This window comes from Euzebyella marina (assembly GCF_014855515.1).
Classification (GTDB): domain Bacteria; phylum Bacteroidota; class Bacteroidia; order Flavobacteriales; family Flavobacteriaceae; genus Euzebyella; species Euzebyella marina.
In genome coordinates, this window is sequence record NZ_JACYFK010000002.1 from 59,572 (window position 1) to 82,387 (window position 22,816).

The window sequence follows — 22,816 nt, forward strand, 5'->3', positions numbered from 1 at the left end:
TCTACGAGAAATTCTGAAATCTTGATTTTTTGGTCTCTTCCCATTCTTTTTTTAAAATACCGTAGCAGCAGGTATTTCTTTTATATCCATCAAGAAGATAAACGTTTTCCCTAAGTACTCCTTCCAAGACACCTCCCAATTTTTCTACAGCTTTTCTAGATTGTAGATTTCTCTCATCGATTCGGTATTCAACTTTTTCGAAGCCCATATCATTCAGGGCATAGTTCATCATAAGGTATTTCATATGGCTATTAAGGCCTGTACCATGAAATTCACGACCAATCCAAGTTGAGCCGATATGAAGAACTTTATTTCGCCAATCGATATTCATATAGCGTGTAGAACCAGCGTATATTTTTGCCTGTTTGTCAAAGACCAGAAATGGAATGCTTGTCTTGTTCTTGTACTGCTCTAGGGCCATTTCTACATACTGTTTAAGAGCGGTAGGGCCTTCAATATTCGAGGGCGAATATTGTACCAGTTTTTCTTGGCCGGCAATAGCGGATAAGTTTTCATAATTATCAAGACTTAACGGTGAAAGACGTACCCTTTCATCTTCTAAAGTGATGTCGTGTGTCATAAAACGAGATTGTTGATGATTTCTTTTTTTACCTCATGTTTCCCCTTAAAAATAGTTAGTTGGGCAGAGTCGCCAAACAGACTTGCTATTTTTTCTTCCTCCTTGGGCATACGTTTTTCAGTGAGATATTCATCTTCGTCACCGATAAATATTTTCACTTGGGTACCTTGTTCCCTCAAAAACTCGACATCGGTTTTGGTCAATTCGTTAGGTATTCCTCCTGCATAAAGTATTAACTGCGAACAATTTATTTTTCTACTGGCCGCCCATCTTAGAGCAATCGAAACCCCTTGCGAAAAGCCCAAAAGTATAAGATTCAGGTTTTTGGGTAGTTGTTCTTTACGCGCAACTGCATCGATATAAGCCAGAACGTTTTGGGTCTCTCGAACCGTTTCTTCTTTCGTAAGCCAACTAGCGCCTACATGTCTGAATTGGTCATTCAAATAATATTTAGAAGGTGCCTGAGGGGCAATAATATAGTTCTCGTTATTCGGAAGCTCGTCAAAATAACGTAAAAAATATCGACTCAAATAGCCCATGCCATGAAAGACCAACCAAACGTTTTTAGTCTCTGGGCCCAACTGGTTGAGGGTAACGTAAGAGTTGGTATGTTCATAGGTGACAAGGTGTTCATTTTGGTCCATGCTTCAAAAACTAACTGTAAATAGCAATGCTGATGCTCTGTTAATGATTATTTTTGACCAAAAATAGAACTTATGGAAGGCTACAAAGAAAAAATATTAAAAGTTTGCAACAAGTCTTCTAAGAATACCCTAATGGAAACCCTTAGTATCGAATATACCGATGTGGGTGCCGATTACCTTGTTGCCAAAATGCCAGTGAACCCTACCGTACATCAACCGGATGGAGTTTTGCACGGTGGCGCTATGGTTGCCCTTGCAGAGAGCGTTGGTAGCATGGCTTCTTATATCTTCTTAGATGCCCAAAAATTTGCCATACGAGGGATTGAAATTTCTGCCAACCACGTGAAGAGTGTGCGAGAAGGCGAAGTATTTGCCAAAGCGACCATTATTCATAAGGGAAGAACAACTCAATTATGGGAAATAAGAATTACCAACAGTCAAGATCAGCTGGTCTCTCTTTGTAAACTAACCACGATAGCATTAAGTAAGGAGTAATGACCCCTGAAGTATTCTTTGACCAACTAGAGAACCACCTTTCGAAAGAACTGCCGTTAGTTGTTTACCGCAAGCCCATGAAAAGCGGTCTAAGGGCCTTGTTGCAAAATACCGATACCTTGTACGAGGTAAAGAATTTTAAAGAGTCCGGTTTTGTTTTTGCGCCTTTTGATAGTCAATCTAGAAAAGTATTGATTCAGTCTTCCGAGATGCTTGAGTTAGCATCTTATTCGCCTAAAAAGTTTGAGCCTGAGGAGTATTTAGATATAGACCTAAAGAATGTTGGGAATAAAGACCATCATTTGAGATTGGTTCAAAATGCTGTTAGTTCAATTAAGCAGGGTCATTTGAAAAAGGTTGTGCTATCCAGAATTTTGAAAGGTCAGGCAACAATGAAACCTTTGTCACTATTTCAGCGGTTATTGGCTCTGTACAGCAATGCCTTCTGTTATTTGTTCTATCACCCAAAAGTGGGGTTATGGTTAGGTGCTACTCCTGAAATTCTTCTTCAAGTCAAAAACAACAGGTTGACCACCATGTCTTTGGCGGGTACTAAACCTTATGTTAATGGGCAAGAACCTGAATGGGGCGAAAAAGAAATTCTAGAGCAAAAATATGTAACGGAGTATATTGAAGAAGCTCTCAAGAATGAAATTTCTGAACTGAATAGCGGTAGTTTAGAATCTGCTCGTTCGGGTAAGTTATGGCACCTTAGAACCAAGATTTCGGGTAACATCGAAAATCAAAATCTCGAAGGGGTGCTCGAGAAACTACATCCTACGCCAGCGGTTTGCGGATTACCTAAGCTCGAATCAAAGGCTTTCATCCTTGAAAATGAGGGATATGACAGGCAGTTTTACACCGGTTATTTAGGAGAGCTCAACATGAAGCAAGAAAAGATGCGAAGTTCAAGACGTGCCAATCAAGAAAATCAAGTGTATCGCTCTATCAATAGATTTACTGAACTATTCGTTAATCTCCGGTGTATGCAATTAGTAAAAGATCAGGCGTTGATTTATGTGGGCGGTGGTATTACGGCTGGTTCTGACCCGGAAAATGAATGGGATGAAACCGTTCTAAAAAGTAAAACTATGTCGAGTATTTTATAAACGAACCTTTGGTTTTGCCCATTAGGGAATCGTACTTTTGTACCTAATGAAACATTCTAGCATACCCTCGGCCCAATTGGTGGTTCAACACTGCAAGGCCAAAAAACTTCGGAACATAGTTATATCTCCTGGTTCAAGAAATGCTCCCTTGATTATAGGTTTTACCGAAGATCCTTATTTTACTTGTTACAGTATAGTAGACGAGCGTAGTGCGGCATTTTTTGCATTGGGTATAGCGCAACAACTGAAAGAGCCTGTGGCACTTGTCTGTACTTCCGGCAGTGCGCTTTTAAACTACTATCCTGCGATAGCGGAAGCGTTTTATTCTGGAATTCCCATAGTGGCGATTACAGCTGATAGGCCCGTTTATAAAATTGATGTAGGCGACGGGCAGACCATACGTCAAGACCATGTTTTTGATAGACATATCGGTTATTCGGCTAATTTAAGGCAAGATGTAACGCATTCTTTGGCAAGGGTTCAAAAGTATGCGCCCCAATGGTTAAAAGAAGGTACGGCTGAAGAGAACCAGAGTGAAATAAAGCAATTCAATGATTCTGAATTGAATAAGGCATTAAATGTGGCCCTGCAAGTTAAGTTGCCAGTACATATCAACGTTCCTTTTGAAGAGCCTTTATACGATACGGTAGACCAACCTACCGAAGTTGCACTTACAGTGATGCCCCAGAATAGCTCGGAAGAGGCAGAAATAGAGATGGAGCCTTTTGTTGAGACTTGGAAAAACTCAGAAAGAAAGATGGTTCTTGTAGGTGTGAATGCGCCAAATGAGATTGATGTAGACATATTGGAGGCATTGGCCAACGACCCAACGGTAATTGTTTTTACTGAAACCACCTCAAACCTTCACCATAAAAACTTCTTTGGGAGTATAGACAGCATAGTGGCACCTATTGAAAAGGCAAGCAATACTGAAGAACTCTTCAACCGTTTAAAACCCGACATTTTGTTGACCTTCGGGGGGCTCGTAGTTTCCAAAAAAATAAAAGCATTTTTAAGGGAGTACAGTCCTGATCAACATTGGCACATTGATCAAATTAAGGCATTCAATACTTTTTTCTCTTTAACGGAACATGTAAAGCAGAAGCCCAACGACTTCTTAAGAAAACTGCTTTTTAACGGACAAAAGGCCGAAAGTGATTATTATTCTTATTGGAGCGGGCGTAAAACAAATTATGAAGCCAGAAGGGATGAGTATTTAGCGCAAATTGAGTTTTCGGATCTATTGGCATTTGAAAGTATTTTAAAATTCATCCCGAAAGAAACCCAAGTGCACTTGTCTAACAGTTCAACGGTGCGTTATGCGCAGTTATTCAATTTAGATAGTAGTCTACATGTGTATTGTAATAGGGGTACAAGTGGTATTGATGGCAGTACGTCTACAGCAGTAGGGGCGTCGATTAATTATACCGGTCCGACACTTTTGATAACGGGTGATTTGAGTTTCTTTTACGACAGCAATGCGATGTGGAACTCTTATATACGACCCGATTTTCGAATCATATTGATCAATAATAGTGGGGGAGGCATTTTTAGAATTCTTCCGGGCCGAGATGATTCGGAAAATTTTGAAACTTTTTTTGAGACCAAGCACCAAATGTCGGGCAAATTATTGAGTGAACAATTTGGTTTTAACCATCAAATAGTTGATGAAAAAAGAGGTCTTGAAAATGCCCTTAAGGAGTTCTTTTTGCCGTCTCAATTTCCAAAAGTACTTGAAGTAAGCACCCCGAGATTATTGAATAACAAAATTTTGCTCGGTTATTTTGATTTTATATCTTAGGCTAAATATTAACCAATAATCATTTAGACACTAACTATTATGAGCAAGAGAGACGATTTAATTGCTAAGTACGCAGCAGACATCAAAGACAAGTTTGGCGAAGCCCCCGACATGGATCTTTTGACAAAAGTAACTGTAGGTCTAGGGCCTGCAATCTATAATATCGATGCTTCAAAAGTTTCTGGTGGCGATGAAAAAGAGCTTGAAACTGTAAAGAAAAACTATCTTATCAAGAAGCTTGGTATGTCAGATAGCCCAGAATTGATGGATGCAGTTAAGAGTGTATTGGAGAAATATGGTTCTTCTAACAAGAATAAGCACAGAGCTGTAGTTTATTATATGTTATGCAAGCATTTCAATAAAGCTTCTATTTACGCATAGTAGATTTATAATAGTATAACTAAAACCGGCCTTACTTCGTATGGCCGGTTTTTTTATACCCCGAATTTTAAATTACATTTGCCAAATGATAGAATTGGGCAATTATAATGAGCTGGAAGTCTTGAGAGACACCAGTGTCGGACTCTTTTTAGGTAGTGAGGGAGGGGCCGAAATACTTCTTCCAAATAAGTACGTACCTGAAAAAGCCGAAATAGGTGATATGATTCGAGTTTTCTGCTATCTCGATCATGAAGAAAGGCCCATAGCCACTACTTTGACGCCAACCGTATTAAGAAATAGGTTTGGATTTTTGAAAGTGGTAGAAGTCAATAAGATAGGAGCTTTTCTAGATTGGGGACTTGAGAAGCATTTATTGGTTCCTTTTAGCGAACAACGAGATAAAATGAAAGAGGGGCAGTGGTATGTCGTTCATTGTTATATGGATGATATCTCGTTTCGATTAGTAGCTTCGAACAAACTGAATAAGTTCTTGGATAATGAGAACCTGACCATCAGCGAAAGGGATGAGGTGGATCTCTTGTTCACCCGATTGACGGACCTCGGTTGGGAGGTAATCATCAATGATACCCATAAAGGCCTGGTATATAGCAATGAAATTTTCAAAGATGTTTCAGTAGGTGATAGAACCAAAGGGTATGTCAAAAAAATTCGCCCTGACCATAAGATAGATGTTTCTCTTCAACCATTGGGTGAAAGTGTTCTTGAACCAACGGCAGAGGCAATTTATAAGAAACTGGTAGATAATGGTGGTTTCTTGGCATTACATGATAAATCGGATCCCCTTGAAATAAAAAGGGAACTGCAAATGAGCAAGAAAACCTTTAAAAAGGGCGTGGGAACACTTTATAAAGCTCGTAAAATCGATATTGTAGAGAATGGTATCAAGGCGATTTGAAATTAATTTGGCAAGTAATTTATTTTAGGATGTTGCTAATCAAATGATTAAAATAGAACTACGCATCATCATTTCGAAATTTGACCACAAAAAACTTTATTTTTGCAACATTCAAATAGTGTATTTCATCGATCTTTAGCTATTTTGGTTAACTTTAACGAAGAAACCCCGTAAAACTTATTGTTATATGCCATTTATAGAAGAAAGCGATCTCTTAGAATTGCATAAGGATATAGATAAAGCCCAAATCATTAATGAACGTCTTCTTGACCAGATAAAGTTCAAGAACAGAGAAATAAAAAGAAGCAAACTTCAGCGTAATGTTTTTGCTGGCTTCACGGGTTTGTTTTTAATCGGGGCACTTATCGTTTTTTCATTTACGGCAGGCAGAAGTGTATCGCATAACTACGAGAGCCCAAGTAACCTACTTGTCTCAATCGATAGTTTAGATGCCATAAAATCAAGAATAGACAACCTAAAACAACAAAACGAAGAACTGAGTCTAGTAAGGGAGTTTTATTTGGCCAAGAAGTTTCTTGAAAAGGAGAAGATATATTCGGTTCAGATCAAATCGTTCGTTGAGAATAATATGACCTTGGCGTCTGAAGCGTTGACCAACACGATGTTTGTGAAGGCCAACCCATTTTATTCTTATTCACTTGGTAATTTTGAAACTTTGGAAGAGGCCAGAACTTTCAGAAACCAATTGGTAGATTTAGGTTTTTCAGATGCGTTTGTGGCATCATACAAAGATGGTAAAAGAGTACAAATAGAAGACCCTAACTAGTTTTGACAAAATTTAAGGCCTGGGTCGGGGCGGCCCGTTTACGAACGCTTCCTTTATCAGTTTCGGGTATTTTGGTGGGTACGGCTTTGGCATGTTATGATGGCCAATTTAATAGTGAGATATTTCTTTTGGCACTTTTGACGACGGTAGCGTTTCAGATCACTTCCAATTTTGCGAACGATTATGGTGATGGTGTCAAGGGAACCGATAATGAAGACCGAATAGGTCCGCAGCGCGCTTTACAAAGTGGAGTTTTAAAAAGAAAAGAGCTGAAGAAAGGTATAATTATATCAATGGTAATTGATTTTATACTGGTCATTATGCTTATTTATGTAGCTTTCGGATTTGAAAAAATGCTCTACCCATTAATTTTTTTGGTTTTGGGTGTTTTGAGTATTTGGGCAGCAATTAAATATACAGTAGGGCGCTCAGCATATGGTTATAGAGGTTTGGGAGACCTATTTGTTTTCCTGTTTTTTGGTCTTTTGGCAGTTTTAGGATCAATGTTTTTGTACACTAAGCATCTTACTGTTTTGGCCCTTTTACCGGCCATTGCCATAGGAGCATTAAGCACGGGAGTTTTGAACCTGAATAATCTAAGGGATTTTAACTCTGATCGAAAAGCCAACAAAAAGACTTTGGTGGTCAATATCGGCTTCAATAATGGCAAAAAATATCATTATGGCCTGTTGTTGTCAGCATTTGTCAGTATTATAGCGTATAGTTTTATTTCATTTAAAGGGTGGTATGTAATGTTGCCTCTTTTGGCTTTCATTCCGATATTTATTCATCTGGGTAAGGTTTACCAAACCAATGAACCACGGCTGTTTGACCCCGAATTAAAAAAACTTGCGCTAAGCACCTTTCTTTTGGCGGTTTTGCTTTACGCTAATTGTAATATTTTTTTGTAAATTTAATCTATAAACCTACTAAATACTACCCACCTTGGAACAGCCCATTAAAATACTCATTGTAGAGGACAACGTAATCATCGCCGATGATATGCAATCAATGCTTGAGGAAATCGGATATGAGATTGTCGATAACGTTATCGTTTACGAGCAGGCAGAAGAAGTTTTGAAAAACCAGCATGTCGACTTAGTTTTGATAGACATCATTCTTGCCTCGGACAAAACAGGAATCGACTTAGGTAAGCATATCAGGGAAAATTATGACATTCCCTTCATCTTCGTAACCTCTAACTCTGACAGGGCCACCGTAGAGAATGCCAAAACTGTAAAGCCTAACGGCTATTTGGTAAAGCCTTTTGAACAGCAAGATTTGTACACCTCAATCGAGATTGCACTTTCAAATTTCACCAGGTCTGGCAAAACATCAGCGCCTGCATCAGAAAGCAACGAAGATGTTCCGATGAGCAATACGGTCTTAAAAGACTCCATTTTCGTCAAGAAACAACATCTCTACTATCGTATTCAATTTAGCGACATCATGTTCATTAAGGCCGATAATGTCTATTTAGAGGTGAATACAATCGATAAAAAGTTCTTGGTCCGTTCTCCTTTAAAAGATTATTTAGAGAAATTGCCCAAGAACCAGTTCTATAGAGCGCACAAATCATACATCGTTAATGTGGATCATATAGATGCGATCAACTCAAAGGATATTATGATCAAGGATACATTGATACCGATTTCGAAAGATTTCAAAGAGTTCATTATTTCAGCAATGAATTCTTAAAAATAAAATCAAAGATTGCTTAAAAGGGATGCCATTCGCATCCCTTTTTTCGTCTTAACACTTTTCACAACAGGTTTGGCCATTTACACAACAATAGTTTTAAATACTGATTAGAGGGTGATACTTTAGCATCATAATAATTGACGTAACAGTCGATACCTTCAGAATTAATTTTTTCATTTTCATATAGTGTTCTCGTAAAAGAGCCTATCCTAACGGATCAGGCTCTTTTTAATTTTAATAAGCTTCCTCAAGTTTTAAAATCCAAAAAATAGGTTCTGAAATTACCTTGACAACTCATTTTTGCTGTTGACAACAGAAACAATAGCTTTCACAACAATGTTCCTTTTGGTGACAATAACATATTATATTTTTGAGGCTCAGGGGCAAATCCTTTTTTTTTAAGGACATCTTAGATACCGAAATGGGGCGATTAATGGTAGATGACGGTACTAGCTTTCCCGAGTTGTAAGTAATCAATTCTATACTATATCCATTTAAGATTTAGTATTTTAAAAGAAATTTACCATAACCATTAATTTTGTAAAGCATCTTTATATTTTTGCCACGCCTAAAGCTTACCGAGCTTTGGCAATTCGGCTCTATTCAGAGGCTTAAGTAGATCTGAGTTACCTTTTCCAACCATGAAGAAAATTAGCAGAAAAACATTTTTGATCATAGCAGTTATGCTGCTATTCTTTTCTGGCTATGGGCAGTCTGCGAATGCTACGGATCAAAGCCTTTTTCATCAGTTTCAAGAGTTGGCTACGACAGACGAAAAAATGGCCTTCTTTTTCAATGAAGAGGATCTTTACAGAGAAAACTCTACCTACGACTGGCTTGAGCTTATAACTATCAACCTTAACGCGGCCATCAAAAACGATGACCAAGACGATATTAAAAGATTTCAGCTTATGCAAGCTCGTATCTTTTACGATTTAGGTGATTATGATAAGAGTTTGGCAATTACCAAAGAGTTGATGGAGCAAATAGAGGATCTTGATATTTATCTTTCCTCTAAGCTTCTTGACCTGATGGATGATAACTACGGTCAGCTCACTATGTACCCCGAACAAATAGATATTCGCGAAAAAAAGCGTGAAATGGGTATTATGGAGAGTGTTGCCTTTTATGATATCTATTCTAATCTAGGCATGTACCGAAAGGCAATGGACGATTATATCGCCAATGTAAAAAAGAACATCGAAGAAGATGATTTTTTCGGTCAAGCCGACTATTACAACCACTTGGGCAATTTTTTAAGGCTAGACGGTTCTACACCAACTGCATTAAGCTATTATAAAAAGGCAAAAGGTTATATTGATGTATACTTGGAAAGTGTAACCCGCAGAAAGTCTGAAAAAATGTTGGCCGATTCAGACCTTTTAAAAGGTGTAATCGAAGGAAACATCGGTAAGTGCCATGTTGACCTCAAACAGTACGAAGAAGCCATTCCGTTTTTGGAAAGTGGAATCAAAAAAATAAAAGAAAATAGCGATAGGGCCTATTCATCTGAGATTACTGAAAATAGTTTGGCTATTTCAGAATGTTATCTTCAGTTGAAGAATTATGAAAAGGCGACAGATTACTTGAGTGACAACCTTCAGACAAGTACAACCGAGAATCTTCTTAAGAAAAACCGTTTGTTGTCGCTTTATTACGAGCTTACTCAAGACTACAAGAACTCTTCCCATTACCTTAGAAGGGAAATACGTATTAGGGATTCTATAAGCGAGAACGAATCGCAGCTTAGACAACAGCAGCTATCTACTGTAATGATGCAGAATTTAAAGTATTCTCAAGATATGGTAGCGGAGCAAAAGCTGGCTTTAGAAAAGCAGAGAACTGAAAACCTTGAAAAAGACAAACGAAATAGTTTGGTTCTAATTTCTCTATTGTTCACGTTACTTGGTTTTGCGGGGCTTGTTTACGCTTACCTAAAGAGTATCAAAAACCAAAGATTGATCGCAGAGCAAAAATATATTATTGAAAACTCGTTAGTTGAAAAAGACTCGTTATTGAAAGAGATTCACCACAGGGTGAAAAACAATCTTCAAATGGTTTCGAGCTTATTGAGCCTTCAAACCAAAAATACTAGGAGTAAGGCAGCTATTGAAGCCCTTGAAGAGGGTAAGAGTAGGGTAAAGGCCATGGCCTTGATACATCAAAAGCTTTACCAGAACGAAGATCTTTCCGTAATCGAAATGCAGAGTTATATCGAAAGCTTGATAAACAGTGTACAGTCTGTTTATAAGAAAGGCGGGCACAATATCAATATTACGGTAGATGCCGAAGGTGTCGAACTTGATATAGACAGGGCTATACCATTCGGTCTAATGCTCAATGAGCTTGTTTCCAATTCGTTCAAATATGCTTTTCCTCATGGGGATGAGAATGGAAAAATTTACATCCATATAAGAAAAACAGGAGAACAAGAAGGCTATTTTGAATATGCAGATAATGGTGTGGGGCTGCCCGAAGACTCTGAGGAACGCGCTAATACATCAATGGGTATTCGCCTAATGAACAGATTGGCCAATCAGCTACAGACAACACTGAACATTGATCGCCATGCCGAAGATGGTGTGCGCTACTGGTTCAATTTTAAATAGAGGCAGTTATAATTTATTAGTTTCTTCTGAAAAACATTTACCTGCACAGTAATCTGCCTTTATATAGCTAAATTTGCTTCCGTAAATGGAAGCAACCTACAAGAAATACACCCTTCAGTTCAAAAGGCCCAGTGGAACTTCCCGTGGTGTACTTACCCAAAAGGAAACGTGGTTTATCATTCTTAAAGAAAATAATCGTGTTGGTATCGGCGAATGTGGTATCCTGAGAGGATTAAGCTTTGATGATGTACCTGGTTATGAAGACCAACTAAAGTGGGTTTGCAACAATATTCAATTTGGGCTAGACCATCTTTACGAGACTTTATATAAGTTCCCAAGTATACAATTTGGCCTTGAACAGGCATTTATTTCCTTGAGTTCCTCAAATCCTTTTCATCTTTTTTCTTCTGATTTTATTTTACAAAAAAGGCCTATTTCAATCAACGGCCTTATTTGGATGGGTGATGAAGGCTTTATGCACGAACAAATCGCCCATAAGATTAATGAGGGTTTCCGGTGCATTAAAATGAAAATCGGAGCTATCGATTTTGAAACAGAAATAGCATTATTAAAATCCATAAGAAATAAATTTGACCCTTCTGAAATAGAGTTGCGTGTAGATGCCAATGGCGCTTTCTCTCCAACAGATGCCTTGGAAAAATTAAAACGTCTATCCGAATTTCAAATTCATTCTATTGAACAGCCCATTAAACCTAAACAACTTAAGGCTATGAATGGTTTAAGTAAGCACTCTCCAATTCCCATAGCATTGGACGAAGAGTTGATTGGCATTTTAGATGTAACGGAAAAGGAAAAACTGCTACAAACCATTAAGCCTCAATATATTATTCTAAAACCTAGCTTGGTAGGAGGTTTCAGGGGAAGCCAAGAATGGATCAATTTGGCCGAACAAATGGGAATCGGTTGGTGGATCACCAGTGCCCTCGAAAGCAATATTGGTTTGAACGCTATAGCACAATGGACGTATACCTTGGCCAGCGCAATGCCGCAAGGTCTTGGTACCGGCTCTCTGTATACCAATAATTTTGAAAGCCCTTTGGTGGTCAGGCAAGGTGAACTTATTTATGATAATGCCTTAAATTGGCAAGATGACTTAATACAAGAATTATGTACATAGAACAAGGTTATAAAGGATCTTTAGGCATCTGGAAATATTGGATCATACCTTTAGGTTTTTTGGGTCTTATGGTATTCAACTATATATCGACCTTAATGACGCCCGTGCCGGTGGAAGATGTTATGCAGGGCCTAATAGAACAGTTCGGTTCCAATAAGGTAACCATAATATTATTGGCTCCGTTGGCCATCGGTTTGTTTGTTGTTTTAGGTTGGACCAAGTTGGTTCACGAACAATCAATAACTTCACTAACCACAAGCCGACCTAAGATTGATTGGGGTCGTGTACTTTTTTCATTTGTTTTGTGGGGAAGTATCACGGCGGCAATGACGATGACCTGGGTGTTTCTTTCACCAGAGAACTATATTTTCAATTTTCAGTTAAAACCCTTTTTAATACTGGCAGCCATAACTATCATCTTAATTCCGCTTCAAAGTAGTTTTGAAGAATACCTATTTCGCGGGCATATGATGCAGGGTTTGGGCATAATGGCTAAGAATCGATGGATACCCTTAGTCTTAACTTCTGTTCTTTTCGGACTGTTACACCTTGGGAATCCTGAGGTAGGCAAATTGGGCTACGGTATCATGATATTTTATATCGGAACAGGTTTTTTTCTGGGAATAATGACATTAATGGATGAAGGACTAGAACTTGCCCTAGGGTTTCATGCAGCCAATAACTTGATAACAGCTCTCTTAGTTACCGCTGACTGGACAGCCTTTCAAACCAACTCGGTGTATAGGGATATTTCGGAGCCAACATTAAGTTGGGACGCTTTTCTACCAGTATTTGTCATATTTCCGATCATTTTGTTCATCATGTCAAAAAAATACAATTGGACCAATTGGAAGGAGCGCCTGACCGGTAAAGTTTTAACCAAGGAAGAATTTTTCGCGAAAGATGTAAATGGGCAATAAACGAAAAGTTCATAAGAATTTTAAATTGCAGGGAGTCTCGTGCAATGATATTGATTTGCATGAAATAGCCTATTCTTTGGTAAAGGAGGGTGATAAATCTGAAAAGGCTATAGGTGATTTTATTCTTGATTGGTTAGATGATAAGCCTTTTATCAAAGTAAGTACTTCGGGATCTACAGGCGCACCTAAGCAGATTTCAATCCTTAAAAAGTTCATGGCCAACTCCGCGAAAGCCACAGGCAATTTTTTTGGTTTGAAGGAAAACACTACAGCGTTGCTGTGTTTGCCGTGCAATTATATTGCAGGTAAAATGATGTTGGTCAGGGCTATGGTCTTGGGCTGGCACTTAGATTATATTGAGCCAAGTGCTTCATTACATATTCCAACCGATAGAGTTTATGATTTTTCAGCGATGGTTCCCCTTCAGGTTCAGAATTCCTTGAACGAATTATCTTCAATAAATACTTTAATTGTTGGTGGAGCACCATTTTCATCAAGCTTAAAAAAGAAATTGGTTTCGAACGATGTCTCTACCAAAGTGTATGAAACTTATGGAATGACGGAGACCGTGACCCATGTTGCACTTAAAAAAGTACACCCCATTGATCAGGTCGAGTATTTTCTTACCTTACCGGATGTAGACATCCGAATAGATGAAAGGGGATGTTTGGTAATAAATGCACCAAAGATTAGTGTAAACGAGGTGGTTACCAATGATATCGTTTCATTAATTTCAAACAATGAATTCGAATGGTTGGGGCGGTTCGATAACGTAGTTAATTCGGGCGGTGTCAAATTATTCCCAGAACAAATAGAGGCCAAGCTCGCTAAAGTTATCGAGCCACGTTTCTTTGTGACCGGATTACCCGATGAAAATCTAGGGCAAAAACTAGTTTTGTTGATAGAAGGAGACCCCGAATTGGAGCGGATTCGACTAAAGATTGAGAGCCTCAAAGTTCTTGACCGATTCGAACGACCAAAAGAAATATACTTTCTCAAAAAATTCACTGAGACCTCCAGTGGAAAAGTACAAAGACAGCAAACTTTAGATCAACTGGCGATTTAAGCTTTATGGTCTTATACCTGAATGACCCCTAGGTTAAAATCTTTGGTTATAGGGGCGTGGTTAGCTGCTTCGATACCCATAGAAATCCATTTTCTGGTATCTAGAGGATCAATAATGGCATCCGTCCATAATCGGGCAGCTGCGTAATAAGGAGAAACTTGATTGTCGTATCTATCTTTTATTTTATTGAATAATTCCTGCTCCTTTTCTTCCGTAATTGTTTCTCCTTTCTTCTTCAAAGAGGCTTTCTCTATTTGCAAAAGCACTTTTGCGGCCGAATTTCCTCCCATCACCGCTAATTCTGCACTTGGCCATGCAACGATTAATCGAGGATCATATGCTTTGCCGCACATCGCGTAGTTTCCGGCGCCATAACTGTTTCCTATCACAACAGTAAATTTTGGAACGACAGAGTTGCTGACGGCATTGACCATCTTGGCACCATCCTTAATAATACCGCCGTGTTCACTTTTACTTCCGACCATAAACCCGGTAACATCCTGTAAAAAGACCAGTGGAATTTTTTTCTGGTTGCAATTGGCTATAAACCTAGTGGCCTTATCCGCTGAATCGGAATAAATAACACCGCCGAATTGCATTTCACCCTTCTTGGTTTTGACTACCTTTCTTTGGTTGGCTACTATTCCGACTGCCCAACCATCGATTCTTGCATAACCCGTTAAGATAGTCTTGCCATAACCTTCTTTATATTCTTCAAAATCTGAATCATCGACAAGTCTCTTGATGATTTCCAACATGTCATATTGGTCGGTTCTGGAGGCAGGTAAAAGTCCAAAAATATCATCGGGCTTTTCTTTGGGCTTAACAGCTTTCTTTCTACTGTAACCGGCAAGCTTAAAATCACCCATCTTATCCATAATGCTTTTAATTTTGTTTAAAGCATCGGAGTCGTTTTTGGCCTTATAGTCGGTTACACCACTTATTTCACAGTGTGTCGTAGCCCCACCTAAAGTTTCATTATCTATATTTTCGCCAATGGCAGCCTTCACTAAATAGCTGCCTGCCAGAAAGATACTGCCCGTCTGGTCAACAATGAGCGCTTCATCGCTCATTATCGGTAAATAGGCACCTCCGGCGACACAACTGCCCATGACGGCAGCTATCTGGGTAATGCCCATACTGCTCATGACCGCATTGTTTCTGAAAATGCGGCCAAAATGTTCTTTATCAGGAAAAATCTCATCTTGAAGGGGCAAGTAGACCCCTGCGCTATCAACCAAATATATTATGGGTAATCTGTTTTCAATAGCTATTTCTTGAGCGCGTAAATTCTTTTTGCCAGTTATAGGAAACCAAGCCCCGGCCTTAACGGTAGCATCATTTGCTACAACTATGCATTGCTTTCCCGACACATATCCGATTTTAATGACAACTCCCCCAGATGGACAACCGCCATGCTCTTTATACATGCCTTCACCTGCAAATGCACCAATTTCTATACTTTCAGTTCCTTGGTCCAATAAATAATCGATTCGTTCGCGGGCGGTCATTTTGCCTTGGGAGTGTTGCTTCTCTATTCGGGATTTTCCACCTCCTAGTTTTACGGTGGCAAGACGTTTTTTTAGTTCAGAAAGTAAAAGTTTATTGTGGTCTTCGTTTTTGTTGAATTTAAGATCCATAAAGGTGCATTCTTTTGATAGGCTAAAGATACGGAGTAAAATTCATTACATTTGGTCAAATCAAGATTACATAATGGCTGAGAAAATAAGATGGGGCATCGTTGGCCCTGGCAGAATTGCACATAGTTTTGCAAAAGATTTAAGTTTGGTAGAAGGTGGAAAATTGACTGCAGTTGCCTCTAGAAACCTGCAAAGGGCCCAAGAATTTGCCGACGAATATGGGGCTGAACACAGTTTTGGGTCGTACGAAGAACTTTTCGATTCAGATGTGGTAGATGTGCTATATATCGCTACTCCGCACACCTCACATTGCGAACTTTCGATAGCTGCAATGGAAAAAGGAAAAAATGTGCTTTGTGAAAAACCTATGGGGCTCAATTCGCATGAAGTTGGTCAAATGGTCGATTCGGCTAAGAAGAACAACGTTTTTTTAATGGAAGCCCTTTGGAGCCGTTTCAACCCATCTATTCTTAAAGTGAAAGAAATAGTTGAGAAAGGAACACTGGGCGAAATTGCATATCTCAACGCTAATTTTGGTTTTTATGCTTTAGACCGCAATGAAGAACATCGCTTATTGAATCCGAATTTGGCAGGCGGTTCTTTATTGGATATTGGTATTTATCCCATTTTTCTGGCCTATTTGATTTTGGGAAAACCCGACGGAATAAAGGCCATGTCAAAATTTCATTCAACGGGAGTTGAGGCTCAGACCGCTATGATTTTTGATTACCCTTTTGCACAAGCAGTGTTAACAAGTGGCTTGCGTTCCAAAATATCGATGAAAGCCGAAATAGCGGGTAGTAAAGGTTCGGCCTATTTGCAAGAGAGATGGCACGAAACACAAGGATATTCTTTTGTACTTAATGGAGAGGAGCAGGCAGTCGATTTACCAACCAAAGGCATTGGGTATTCCCATGAGATTGAAGAAGTACATCGTTGTCTGCAAGAGGGTAAATTACAAAGTGATAAATGGAGCTTACAGAACAGTTTAGATTTGGTCGGTCTGTTGGATGAAGTGAGAAAAATAACGGGCGTCACTTTTCCTAAAGAGTGAATGAATTCCCTAAAATAGCTTATGGAATAAGGATTTACTACAAAAATTACGATATTTGCAGTTACCTTTAAATCTAACCTAAAATTTTATGGGAATGAATAAAAATACCGTACTGGCATGGGCCACCTTTATCATGATTGTAGTAGGATTGGCCTTGATTGCATTAGGGGCTTTCAGATATGATGAGGTCGCCGGATGGGGTTTCGCCTCGGTCGGTATCGGTTTTTTTGCAATCGCATGGGTATTTAATGCCCTTAAGGGTCGTGTATAAGACCCTAACTTCTACTTTTAATAATTTCAGTCTTAGTAAATAATAACACTAATCAATTGCTATAATGTCTGACGATAAGAAAGTTATCTTTTCAATGTCCGGGGTTACCAAAACGTATAAAAATGCGAATACCCCAGTGCTCAAGAACATATATTTAAGTTTCTTCTATGGTGCTAAAATTGGTATTCTAGGTCTTAATGGTTCGGGTAAATCTACACTATTAAAAATTATTGCCGGTGTAGATAAGAATTATCAAGGTGATGTAGTTTTTTCGCCAGGGTATAAAGTAGGGTATCTTGAGCAAGAGCCTCAACTTGATGAAAACAAAACGGTTTTAGAGATTGTAAAAGAAGGTGTTGCCGAAACCGTGGCCGTTCTTGACGAGTACAATAAGATCAACGATATGTTCGGTTTGCCCGAGGTGTACGAAGATGCCGATAAAATGCAGAAGTTGATGGATAAGCAAGCGGAGCTTCAAGATAAAATAGATGCATCAAATGCTTGGGAATTAGACACCAAGCTTGAAATCGCTATGGATGCCCTGCGTACCCCAGAGCCCGATAAGAAAATAGGTGTACTTTCAGGAGGGGAAAGAAGAAGGGTAGCTCTTTGTCGTTTACTGCTTCAAGAACCTGAAATATTGTTGCTTGATGAGCCTACCAACCACTTAGATGCCGAATCTGTTCACTGGTTGGAGCATCATTTGGCTCAGTATAAGGGTACGGTAATAGCAGTGACCCACGACCGTTACTTCTTGGATAATGTAGCAGGGTGGATCCTTGAACTTGATAGGGGAGAAGGCATACCATGGAAGGGCAATTATTCAAGTTGGCTAGACCAGAAAGCCAAACGTTTGGAACAAGAGAGCAAGTCTGCTTCTAAAAGACAAAAAACATTGGAGCGAGAGCTTGAGTGGGTACGCCAGGGTGCCAAAGGTCGCCAAACGAAGCAAAAGGCCCGTTTGAAGAATTACGATAAATTGATGAGTCAAGACCAAAAGCAACTTGATGAAAAACTTGAAATTTATATTCCTAATGGTCCGCGTTTAGGAACCAATGTTTTGGAGGCAAGTGGCGTCAGTAAAGCTTATGGAGACAAACTACTTTACGAAGAGCTGAATTTTAAACTTCCGCAGGCAGGCATTGTAGGCGTTATTGGGCCTAACGGTGCTGGTAAAACGACGATTTTTAGAATGATAATGGGTGAAGAGCAACCGGATAAAGGTACTTTTACCGTTGGCGAGACCGCAAAAATCGCTTATGTAGACCAAAGCCATAGCAATATAGACACAGATAAAACTATTTGGCAGAACTTTAGTGATGAACAAGAATTAGTTATGATGGGCGGCCGTCAGGTAAATTCAAGGGCCTATCTAAGTCGTTTTAATTTCTCTGGAAGTGAGCAGAACAAAAAGGTAAGTATGCTTTCCGGTGGTGAGAGAAACAGGTTGCACCTGGCGATGACGCTAAAAGAAGAGGGTAACGTATTACTTTTAGATGAGCCTACCAATGATTTAGATGTCAACACACTAAGAGCGTTGGAAGAAGGTTTGGAAAATTTTGCTGGTTGTGCCGTGGTCATATCTCACGACCGCTGGTTCCTAGATAGAATATGTACCCACATCTTAGCGTTTGAGGGCGACTCTCAAGTTTATTTCTTTGAGGGCTCTTTCTCCGATTATGAAGAGAACAAGAAAAAACGTCTGGGTACGGATATTATGCCCAAACGAATCAAATACAAGAAGTTAATACGATAATAAAAAAAGGCCGGTATAAAAACCGGCCTTTTTTTATTAGTAATCTTCGTTGGGGTACCAGTCTAGCTGAACCACTTCGATATCTGAATTTTTTTCGTTTACAATCTTTTTGAACTTACTGACATCGCTCACATCAGGGTTACCTCTAAAGTGATAGGGGTATACTTGTTTCGGTGCAAATGCCAAAACACCATCAGCAGCACTTTCTGGGGTCATAGTATACGGCAGATTCATACATACGAAGGCCTTGTCAATATTTTCTAGGCTTCTCATCTCGGGAATATCTTCTGTATCTCCCGAAAAATAAACTCTTTGATCACCTAACGTTAGAACGTAGCCATTGCCTCTACCTTTTTCATGAAATTGTTTTGCTTCTTCCCTAAGGTTGTACATCGGTATAGCTTCGACTGTAATGCCAAACCTTTCTTTACTTTCACCGTTATTGAGAACATCGATTTGTGTAGTGAATTTTTCAGGCATTTTATCGGCTGCTGCCTGTGGCATGATAATTTTGGCCTTTTTAGTGTCCAACGCTTCCAGTGTCTCAACATTTAGGTGGTCTCCATGAATATCGGTAACCAGTATTAGGTCGGCAAGCTTTTGATCCTTGAAGGCCTCTGCACCTCCTACGGGGTCGATATAAATAACCTTATCTGTCCATTCCAAAACAGCTGTAGCATGTTCAATGGGAATTATCTTAACGTCATTGGAAATTTCATTTTTTTCGGGTTCTTCCATGGCAGTCTCTTCCATACTTTCCGTTTCTGCTTTCTTGGTTTGCTCCTTGCAGGCAACAAGACTGATGATGGCAAGAAAAACTAGTTGAAGTGTTAGTTTTTTCATTTTCGATATTTTAAAGTTCTATAAATCTTGAAATAGCATCCGATTTAGATGCTTAATAAAATTACAAGTACATCTTTAATTCTAAGGGTTTTAAAGAAAATTATTTTATTCCAATTTGTTTTATTTCTGAACAGAATTAAGATATAGATAAAATTATTTTATGAAGGCAAGTTAAATTTCTGTCATTTAATCATATAGGTCTGATTAAATTAAGCTAAGAATTGGTCGTAGAAGTGGCGCGAAGGATTCTAAAGGGGCACTTTTACCTATAAGGATAATCTTTCATTTTTTTAAGACAAAAAATCTAAAATATAAATCTTAACGTATATAGAAACGATACAAACAAACAGAATTAAAGAAATTAATTTAAACATTATGACTGAAACAAAAAGTAACAACGGATTAAAGGTTCTGGCAGGCCTTTTGGGTGTGGTACTGTTAGGTACTATCATCTACACTGTTAGCCTTTATCAGGAAAAGAAGAAGAATGAGGCAGCCTTGACCGAGCAGAAGCAGTTGGTAGTTGAGGATCTGAACAGTCTGAAATCTGAATACGATAAAGCTATTTTAGAAAGCAATGCCACCAACGAAGAATTGGTGTCTGCCCGAGATAATATTGCGAAATACATCGACTCTGTAAAAAGTATGAAGGCCGATCTTGCTACATTATCTAGATTTAGAAGACAAGTAAACGTGCTAAAGCAAGAAAGAGAGCAGCTTTTAAAGCAAGTTGACTCTTTGACCAAAAGCAACACTTTGATTGCTATGCAAAGGGATAGTACTTATTCGGAGTTGGAGAAACAGACTATGTTCAATGACTCTTTGGTAGTACAGAACACACAATTGGCCGACGTAGTTGAGAAAGGTTCTGCATTAAATCTTTCAAAATTCAATGTAGACGCCGTTAAGGAGAGAAACAATGGTAAATTGGTATCTACGGCACGAGCTAAAAGAACCGATAAATTTAAAATTTGTTTTACTGTAGCGGATAACGTTATTTCTGAAGCTGGAGATAGAGAATTTTTTATCGAAGTGCTAGACCCTCAAGGAAATATTTTAGGGGAGAGCTACTCTAAATCGAACGATTCAGGCGCTTCTATTACCTACAGTAAAGGAACGAGCTTCTATTACGAGAACAAAGCCTTAGACGTTTGTGATTATATCAACAAGCCTGCAGGCGATTTTCAAGAAGGTAACTACATGGTAAATGTATATGATGACAGATTAAAACTGTTAGGTACCTCAAAATTCACTTTGAAATAAAAGGGTCTTACAATAACAAACACTATCCATTAAGTATTAAAGGGGAAATCATCGATTTCCCCTTTTTGCTTTTATTATTTAAGGCTTCCTACCATGTCTTCAGGTTTCACCCATTCATCGTATTCTTCGGCTGTTACGTAGCCGAGATTGATGGCTTCTTCTTTAAGGGTGGTTCCATTGGCATGGGCCGTATTGGCAATTTCAGCTGCTTTGTAGTAACCAATTTTGGTGTTCAGCGCGGTTACAAGCATTAGCGAGTTATTAAGCAATTGCTTGATAACTTTATGGTTGGGTTCTATACCAGCAGCACAATTCTCTTCAAAACTTACGCAAGCATCTCCAAGTAATTGCGCAGATTGCAAAATATTGGCTGCCATCATAGGCTTGAAAACGTTTAGCTCATAGTGACCTTGTGTGCCACCGACCGATATGGCCACATCGTTACCCATTACTTGGGCACATACCATGGTAAGCGCTTCACATTGGGTAGGGTTTACTTTGCCAGGCATGATGGAACTACCAGGCTCATTTGCTGGTATAATAATTTCACCGATACCGGATCGAGGTCCTGAGGCCATCATTCGAATATCATTGGCAATTTTGTTCAACGAAACGGCCAATTGTTTGAGTGCTCCATGGCTTTCTACGATGGCATCATGGGCGGCTAAGGCTTCAAATTTATTTTCGGCTGTTTTAAAGGGTAATCCTGAAAATTCGGCAATGTATTTTGCAACCAAAACGTCGTAACCCTTTGGGGTGTTCAGTCCCGTACCTACGGCGGTTCCGCCAAGAGCAAGTTCACGAAGGTGCTCCAAGGTGTTTTTAAGCGCTTTGATTCCGTGATCCAATTGTGATACATACCCCGAAAACTCTTGCCCTAAGGTGAGGGGAGTGGCATCCATTAAGTGGGTTCGGCCAATTTTTACCACATTGTTAAATTCCTTTGCCTTTTTATCCAAAGTGTTTCTTAACTGCTCAACACCTGGTATGGTAGTTTCAACAATCTTTTTATAGGCCGCAATATGCATTCCGGTCGGAAAAGTGTCATTTGAAGATTGTGATTTGTTCACATCATCATTAGGTTGAATGGTCTTTTCGCCTTCACCAATTTTCTTCCCGGCAATTTCATGGGCCCTATTGGCAACAACCTCATTAACGTTCATATTGCTTTGTGTACCTGAACCGGTCTGCCAGATAACTAAAGGAAATTGGTCATCGTGTTTTCCCTCTAAAATTTCATCACATACTTGAGCAATTAGGTCTCGCTTTTCTTCTGAAAGTACATTCAATTCGTGATTCGTGTAAGCCGCAGCTTTTTTTAAATAGGCAAAGCCATAAACTACCTCTAAGGGCATTGAAGCGGCGGCACCAATTTTGAAATTATTTCTCGAACGCTCGGTTTGTGCGCCCCAATATTTGTCTGATGGAACCTTTACTTCGCCCATCGTATCTTTTTCTATTCTAAAGCTCATTATAATTGAATTTTCATTAGTAAAAACAGAGAAAAACAAAGGTAGGACATAGCCTTTTTATATCCGCCGAGGGGTAGTGAAAAATTCATTTCTAACCTAGAATGTATTTTTTTTATTTTCCATTTGCAATTTTCACCCTTTCTCAAGTATCTTTGTACATCAAAACGCATTAAATGGACTTTGAATTTAGCCAGTATCTAGGATTTTTAGCTTTTTTGACCATTCTTACCATCGGTTTTTGGTTGATGATTTTCTTATTGACCTTTGTAGTACCTTATTGGTTAGGTGGTAACATCATCGAATTATATAAGGAATGGAGAGATAAGAAAAAGGCTAAGAGAAGCGCTTAATTCATTCCAATATCATAAAA

22 protein-coding genes are annotated in these 22,816 nt (G+C 39.0%); 17 read left to right on the top strand and 5 right to left on the bottom strand.

Annotated features, from left to right (window positions below):
- Position 1 precedes the first annotated feature (1 nt).
- Together IL356_RS08995 and IL356_RS09000 are read right to left on the bottom strand one after the other, a co-directional pair.
- Positions 2–580 carry a GNAT family N-acetyltransferase gene (locus IL356_RS08995; protein WP_121849321.1) on the bottom strand — a complete coding sequence of 193 codons (579 nt, stop codon included), beginning with the start codon at positions 578–580 and terminating at the stop codon, positions 2–4.
- Positions 577–1,224, bottom strand: a complete 648-nt coding sequence (locus IL356_RS09000) for an alpha/beta hydrolase (RefSeq protein ID WP_121849320.1) — start codon at positions 1,222–1,224, stop codon at positions 577–579. Before IL356_RS09000 ends, IL356_RS08995 begins: the two co-directional genes overlap by 4 nt.
- 72 nt (positions 1,225–1,296) lie before the next feature.
- On the opposite strand from IL356_RS09000, the gene IL356_RS09005 reads away from it, so the two are divergent.
- The 12 genes from IL356_RS09005 to IL356_RS09060 all read left to right on the top strand — a co-directional run bounded on the left by IL356_RS09005 (position 1,297) and on the right by IL356_RS09060 (position 14,147).
- Positions 1,297–1,719, top strand: a complete 423-nt coding sequence (locus tag IL356_RS09005; RefSeq protein ID WP_121849319.1) for a PaaI family thioesterase — start codon at positions 1,297–1,299, stop codon at positions 1,717–1,719.
- Positions 1,719–2,828 carry a chorismate-binding protein gene (locus IL356_RS09010; RefSeq protein ID WP_121849318.1) on the top strand — a complete coding sequence of 370 codons (1,110 nt, stop codon included), beginning with the start codon at positions 1,719–1,721 and terminating at the stop codon, positions 2,826–2,828. Before IL356_RS09005 ends, IL356_RS09010 begins: the two co-directional genes overlap by 1 nt.
- 46 nt (positions 2,829–2,874) lie before the next feature.
- On the top strand, positions 2,875–4,629 hold the full coding sequence (gene menD / locus IL356_RS09015; RefSeq protein ID WP_121849317.1) for a 2-succinyl-5-enolpyruvyl-6-hydroxy-3-cyclohexene-1-carboxylic-acid synthase: 1,755 nt from the start codon (positions 2,875–2,877) through the stop codon (positions 4,627–4,629).
- A 39-nt stretch (positions 4,630–4,668) separates the two neighbouring features.
- Positions 4,669–5,010 carry a DUF2853 family protein gene (locus IL356_RS09020; protein ID WP_121849316.1) on the top strand — a complete coding sequence of 114 codons (342 nt, stop codon included), beginning with the start codon at positions 4,669–4,671 and terminating at the stop codon, positions 5,008–5,010.
- 85 nt (positions 5,011–5,095) lie between these two features.
- Positions 5,096–5,926, top strand: a complete 831-nt coding sequence (locus tag IL356_RS09025; RefSeq protein WP_121850731.1) for a CvfB family protein — start codon at positions 5,096–5,098, stop codon at positions 5,924–5,926.
- Between the two features lie 187 nt (positions 5,927–6,113).
- On the top strand, positions 6,114–6,713 hold the full coding sequence (locus IL356_RS09030) for an SPOR domain-containing protein (RefSeq protein WP_121849315.1): 600 nt from the start codon (positions 6,114–6,116) through the stop codon (positions 6,711–6,713).
- A 2-nt stretch (positions 6,714–6,715) separates the two neighbouring features.
- Complete coding sequence (menA, locus tag IL356_RS09035) at positions 6,716–7,624, top strand: 1,4-dihydroxy-2-naphthoate octaprenyltransferase (protein ID WP_121849314.1); 909 nt, start codon at positions 6,716–6,718, stop codon at positions 7,622–7,624.
- A gap of 34 nt (positions 7,625–7,658) precedes the next feature.
- The gene (locus IL356_RS09040; protein WP_121849313.1) at positions 7,659–8,411 is read left to right on the top strand and encodes a LytR/AlgR family response regulator transcription factor; all 753 of its coding nucleotides are present in this window, start codon (positions 7,659–7,661) and stop codon (positions 8,409–8,411) included.
- Between the two features lie 644 nt (positions 8,412–9,055).
- Positions 9,056–11,023 carry a sensor histidine kinase gene (locus tag IL356_RS09045; protein WP_225621459.1) on the top strand — a complete coding sequence of 656 codons (1,968 nt, stop codon included), beginning with the start codon at positions 9,056–9,058 and terminating at the stop codon, positions 11,021–11,023.
- Between the two features lie 85 nt (positions 11,024–11,108).
- Entirely contained in the window at positions 11,109–12,161 is a 1,053-nt protein-coding gene (locus tag IL356_RS09050; protein ID WP_121849312.1) for an o-succinylbenzoate synthase, read from the top strand.
- Positions 12,152–13,081 (top strand): CPBP family intramembrane glutamic endopeptidase, encoded by a 930-nt coding sequence (locus IL356_RS09055; protein ID WP_121849311.1) that lies wholly within the window; start codon positions 12,152–12,154, stop codon positions 13,079–13,081. The genes IL356_RS09050 and IL356_RS09055 overlap by 10 nt, the downstream gene beginning before the upstream one ends.
- Positions 13,071–14,147 (top strand): AMP-binding protein, encoded by a 1,077-nt coding sequence (locus IL356_RS09060; RefSeq protein WP_121849310.1) that lies wholly within the window; start codon positions 13,071–13,073, stop codon positions 14,145–14,147. Before IL356_RS09055 ends, IL356_RS09060 begins: the two co-directional genes overlap by 11 nt.
- 11 nt (positions 14,148–14,158) lie before the next feature.
- On the opposite strand, the gene IL356_RS09065 is transcribed toward IL356_RS09060, so the two are convergent.
- On the bottom strand, positions 14,159–15,787 hold the full coding sequence (locus tag IL356_RS09065) for an acyl-CoA carboxylase subunit beta (RefSeq protein WP_121849309.1): 1,629 nt from the start codon (positions 15,785–15,787) through the stop codon (positions 14,159–14,161).
- A gap of 73 nt (positions 15,788–15,860) precedes the next feature.
- Here IL356_RS09065 and IL356_RS09070 point away from each other — a divergent pair, with 73 nt between their 5' ends.
- From IL356_RS09070 to ettA, 3 genes are all read left to right on the top strand, one after another.
- Positions 15,861–16,841: a Gfo/Idh/MocA family protein gene (locus IL356_RS09070; protein WP_121849308.1), complete on the top strand. Its 981-nt coding sequence runs from the start codon at positions 15,861–15,863 to the stop codon at positions 16,839–16,841.
- Between the two features lie 88 nt (positions 16,842–16,929).
- The gene (locus IL356_RS09075; RefSeq protein WP_086476561.1) at positions 16,930–17,112 is read left to right on the top strand and encodes a CAL67264 family membrane protein; all 183 of its coding nucleotides are present in this window, start codon (positions 16,930–16,932) and stop codon (positions 17,110–17,112) included.
- A gap of 64 nt (positions 17,113–17,176) precedes the next feature.
- Positions 17,177–18,868: an energy-dependent translational throttle protein EttA gene (gene ettA / locus IL356_RS09080; RefSeq protein ID WP_121849307.1), complete on the top strand. Its 1,692-nt coding sequence runs from the start codon at positions 17,177–17,179 to the stop codon at positions 18,866–18,868.
- 36 nt (positions 18,869–18,904) lie between these two features.
- Here ettA and IL356_RS09085 read toward each other — a convergent pair whose 3' ends face one another.
- Positions 18,905–19,711: an MBL fold metallo-hydrolase gene (locus IL356_RS09085; RefSeq protein ID WP_121849306.1), complete on the bottom strand. Its 807-nt coding sequence runs from the start codon at positions 19,709–19,711 to the stop codon at positions 18,905–18,907.
- A 375-nt stretch (positions 19,712–20,086) separates the two neighbouring features.
- On the opposite strand from IL356_RS09085, the gene IL356_RS09090 reads away from it, so the two are divergent.
- On the top strand, positions 20,087–20,974 hold the full coding sequence (locus IL356_RS09090; protein WP_121849305.1) for a hypothetical protein: 888 nt from the start codon (positions 20,087–20,089) through the stop codon (positions 20,972–20,974).
- A gap of 74 nt (positions 20,975–21,048) precedes the next feature.
- Here IL356_RS09090 and fumC read toward each other — a convergent pair whose 3' ends face one another.
- Positions 21,049–22,446 carry a class II fumarate hydratase gene (gene fumC, locus IL356_RS09095; protein WP_121849304.1) on the bottom strand — a complete coding sequence of 466 codons (1,398 nt, stop codon included), beginning with the start codon at positions 22,444–22,446 and terminating at the stop codon, positions 21,049–21,051.
- Between the two features lie 173 nt (positions 22,447–22,619).
- Between fumC and IL356_RS09100 the strand changes: the two genes are divergently transcribed.
- A complete protein-coding gene (locus IL356_RS09100; protein WP_162987905.1) occupies positions 22,620–22,796 on the top strand; it encodes a hypothetical protein in 177 nt (58 codons plus the stop codon).
- The last annotated feature ends 20 nt before the right edge of the window (positions 22,797–22,816 follow it).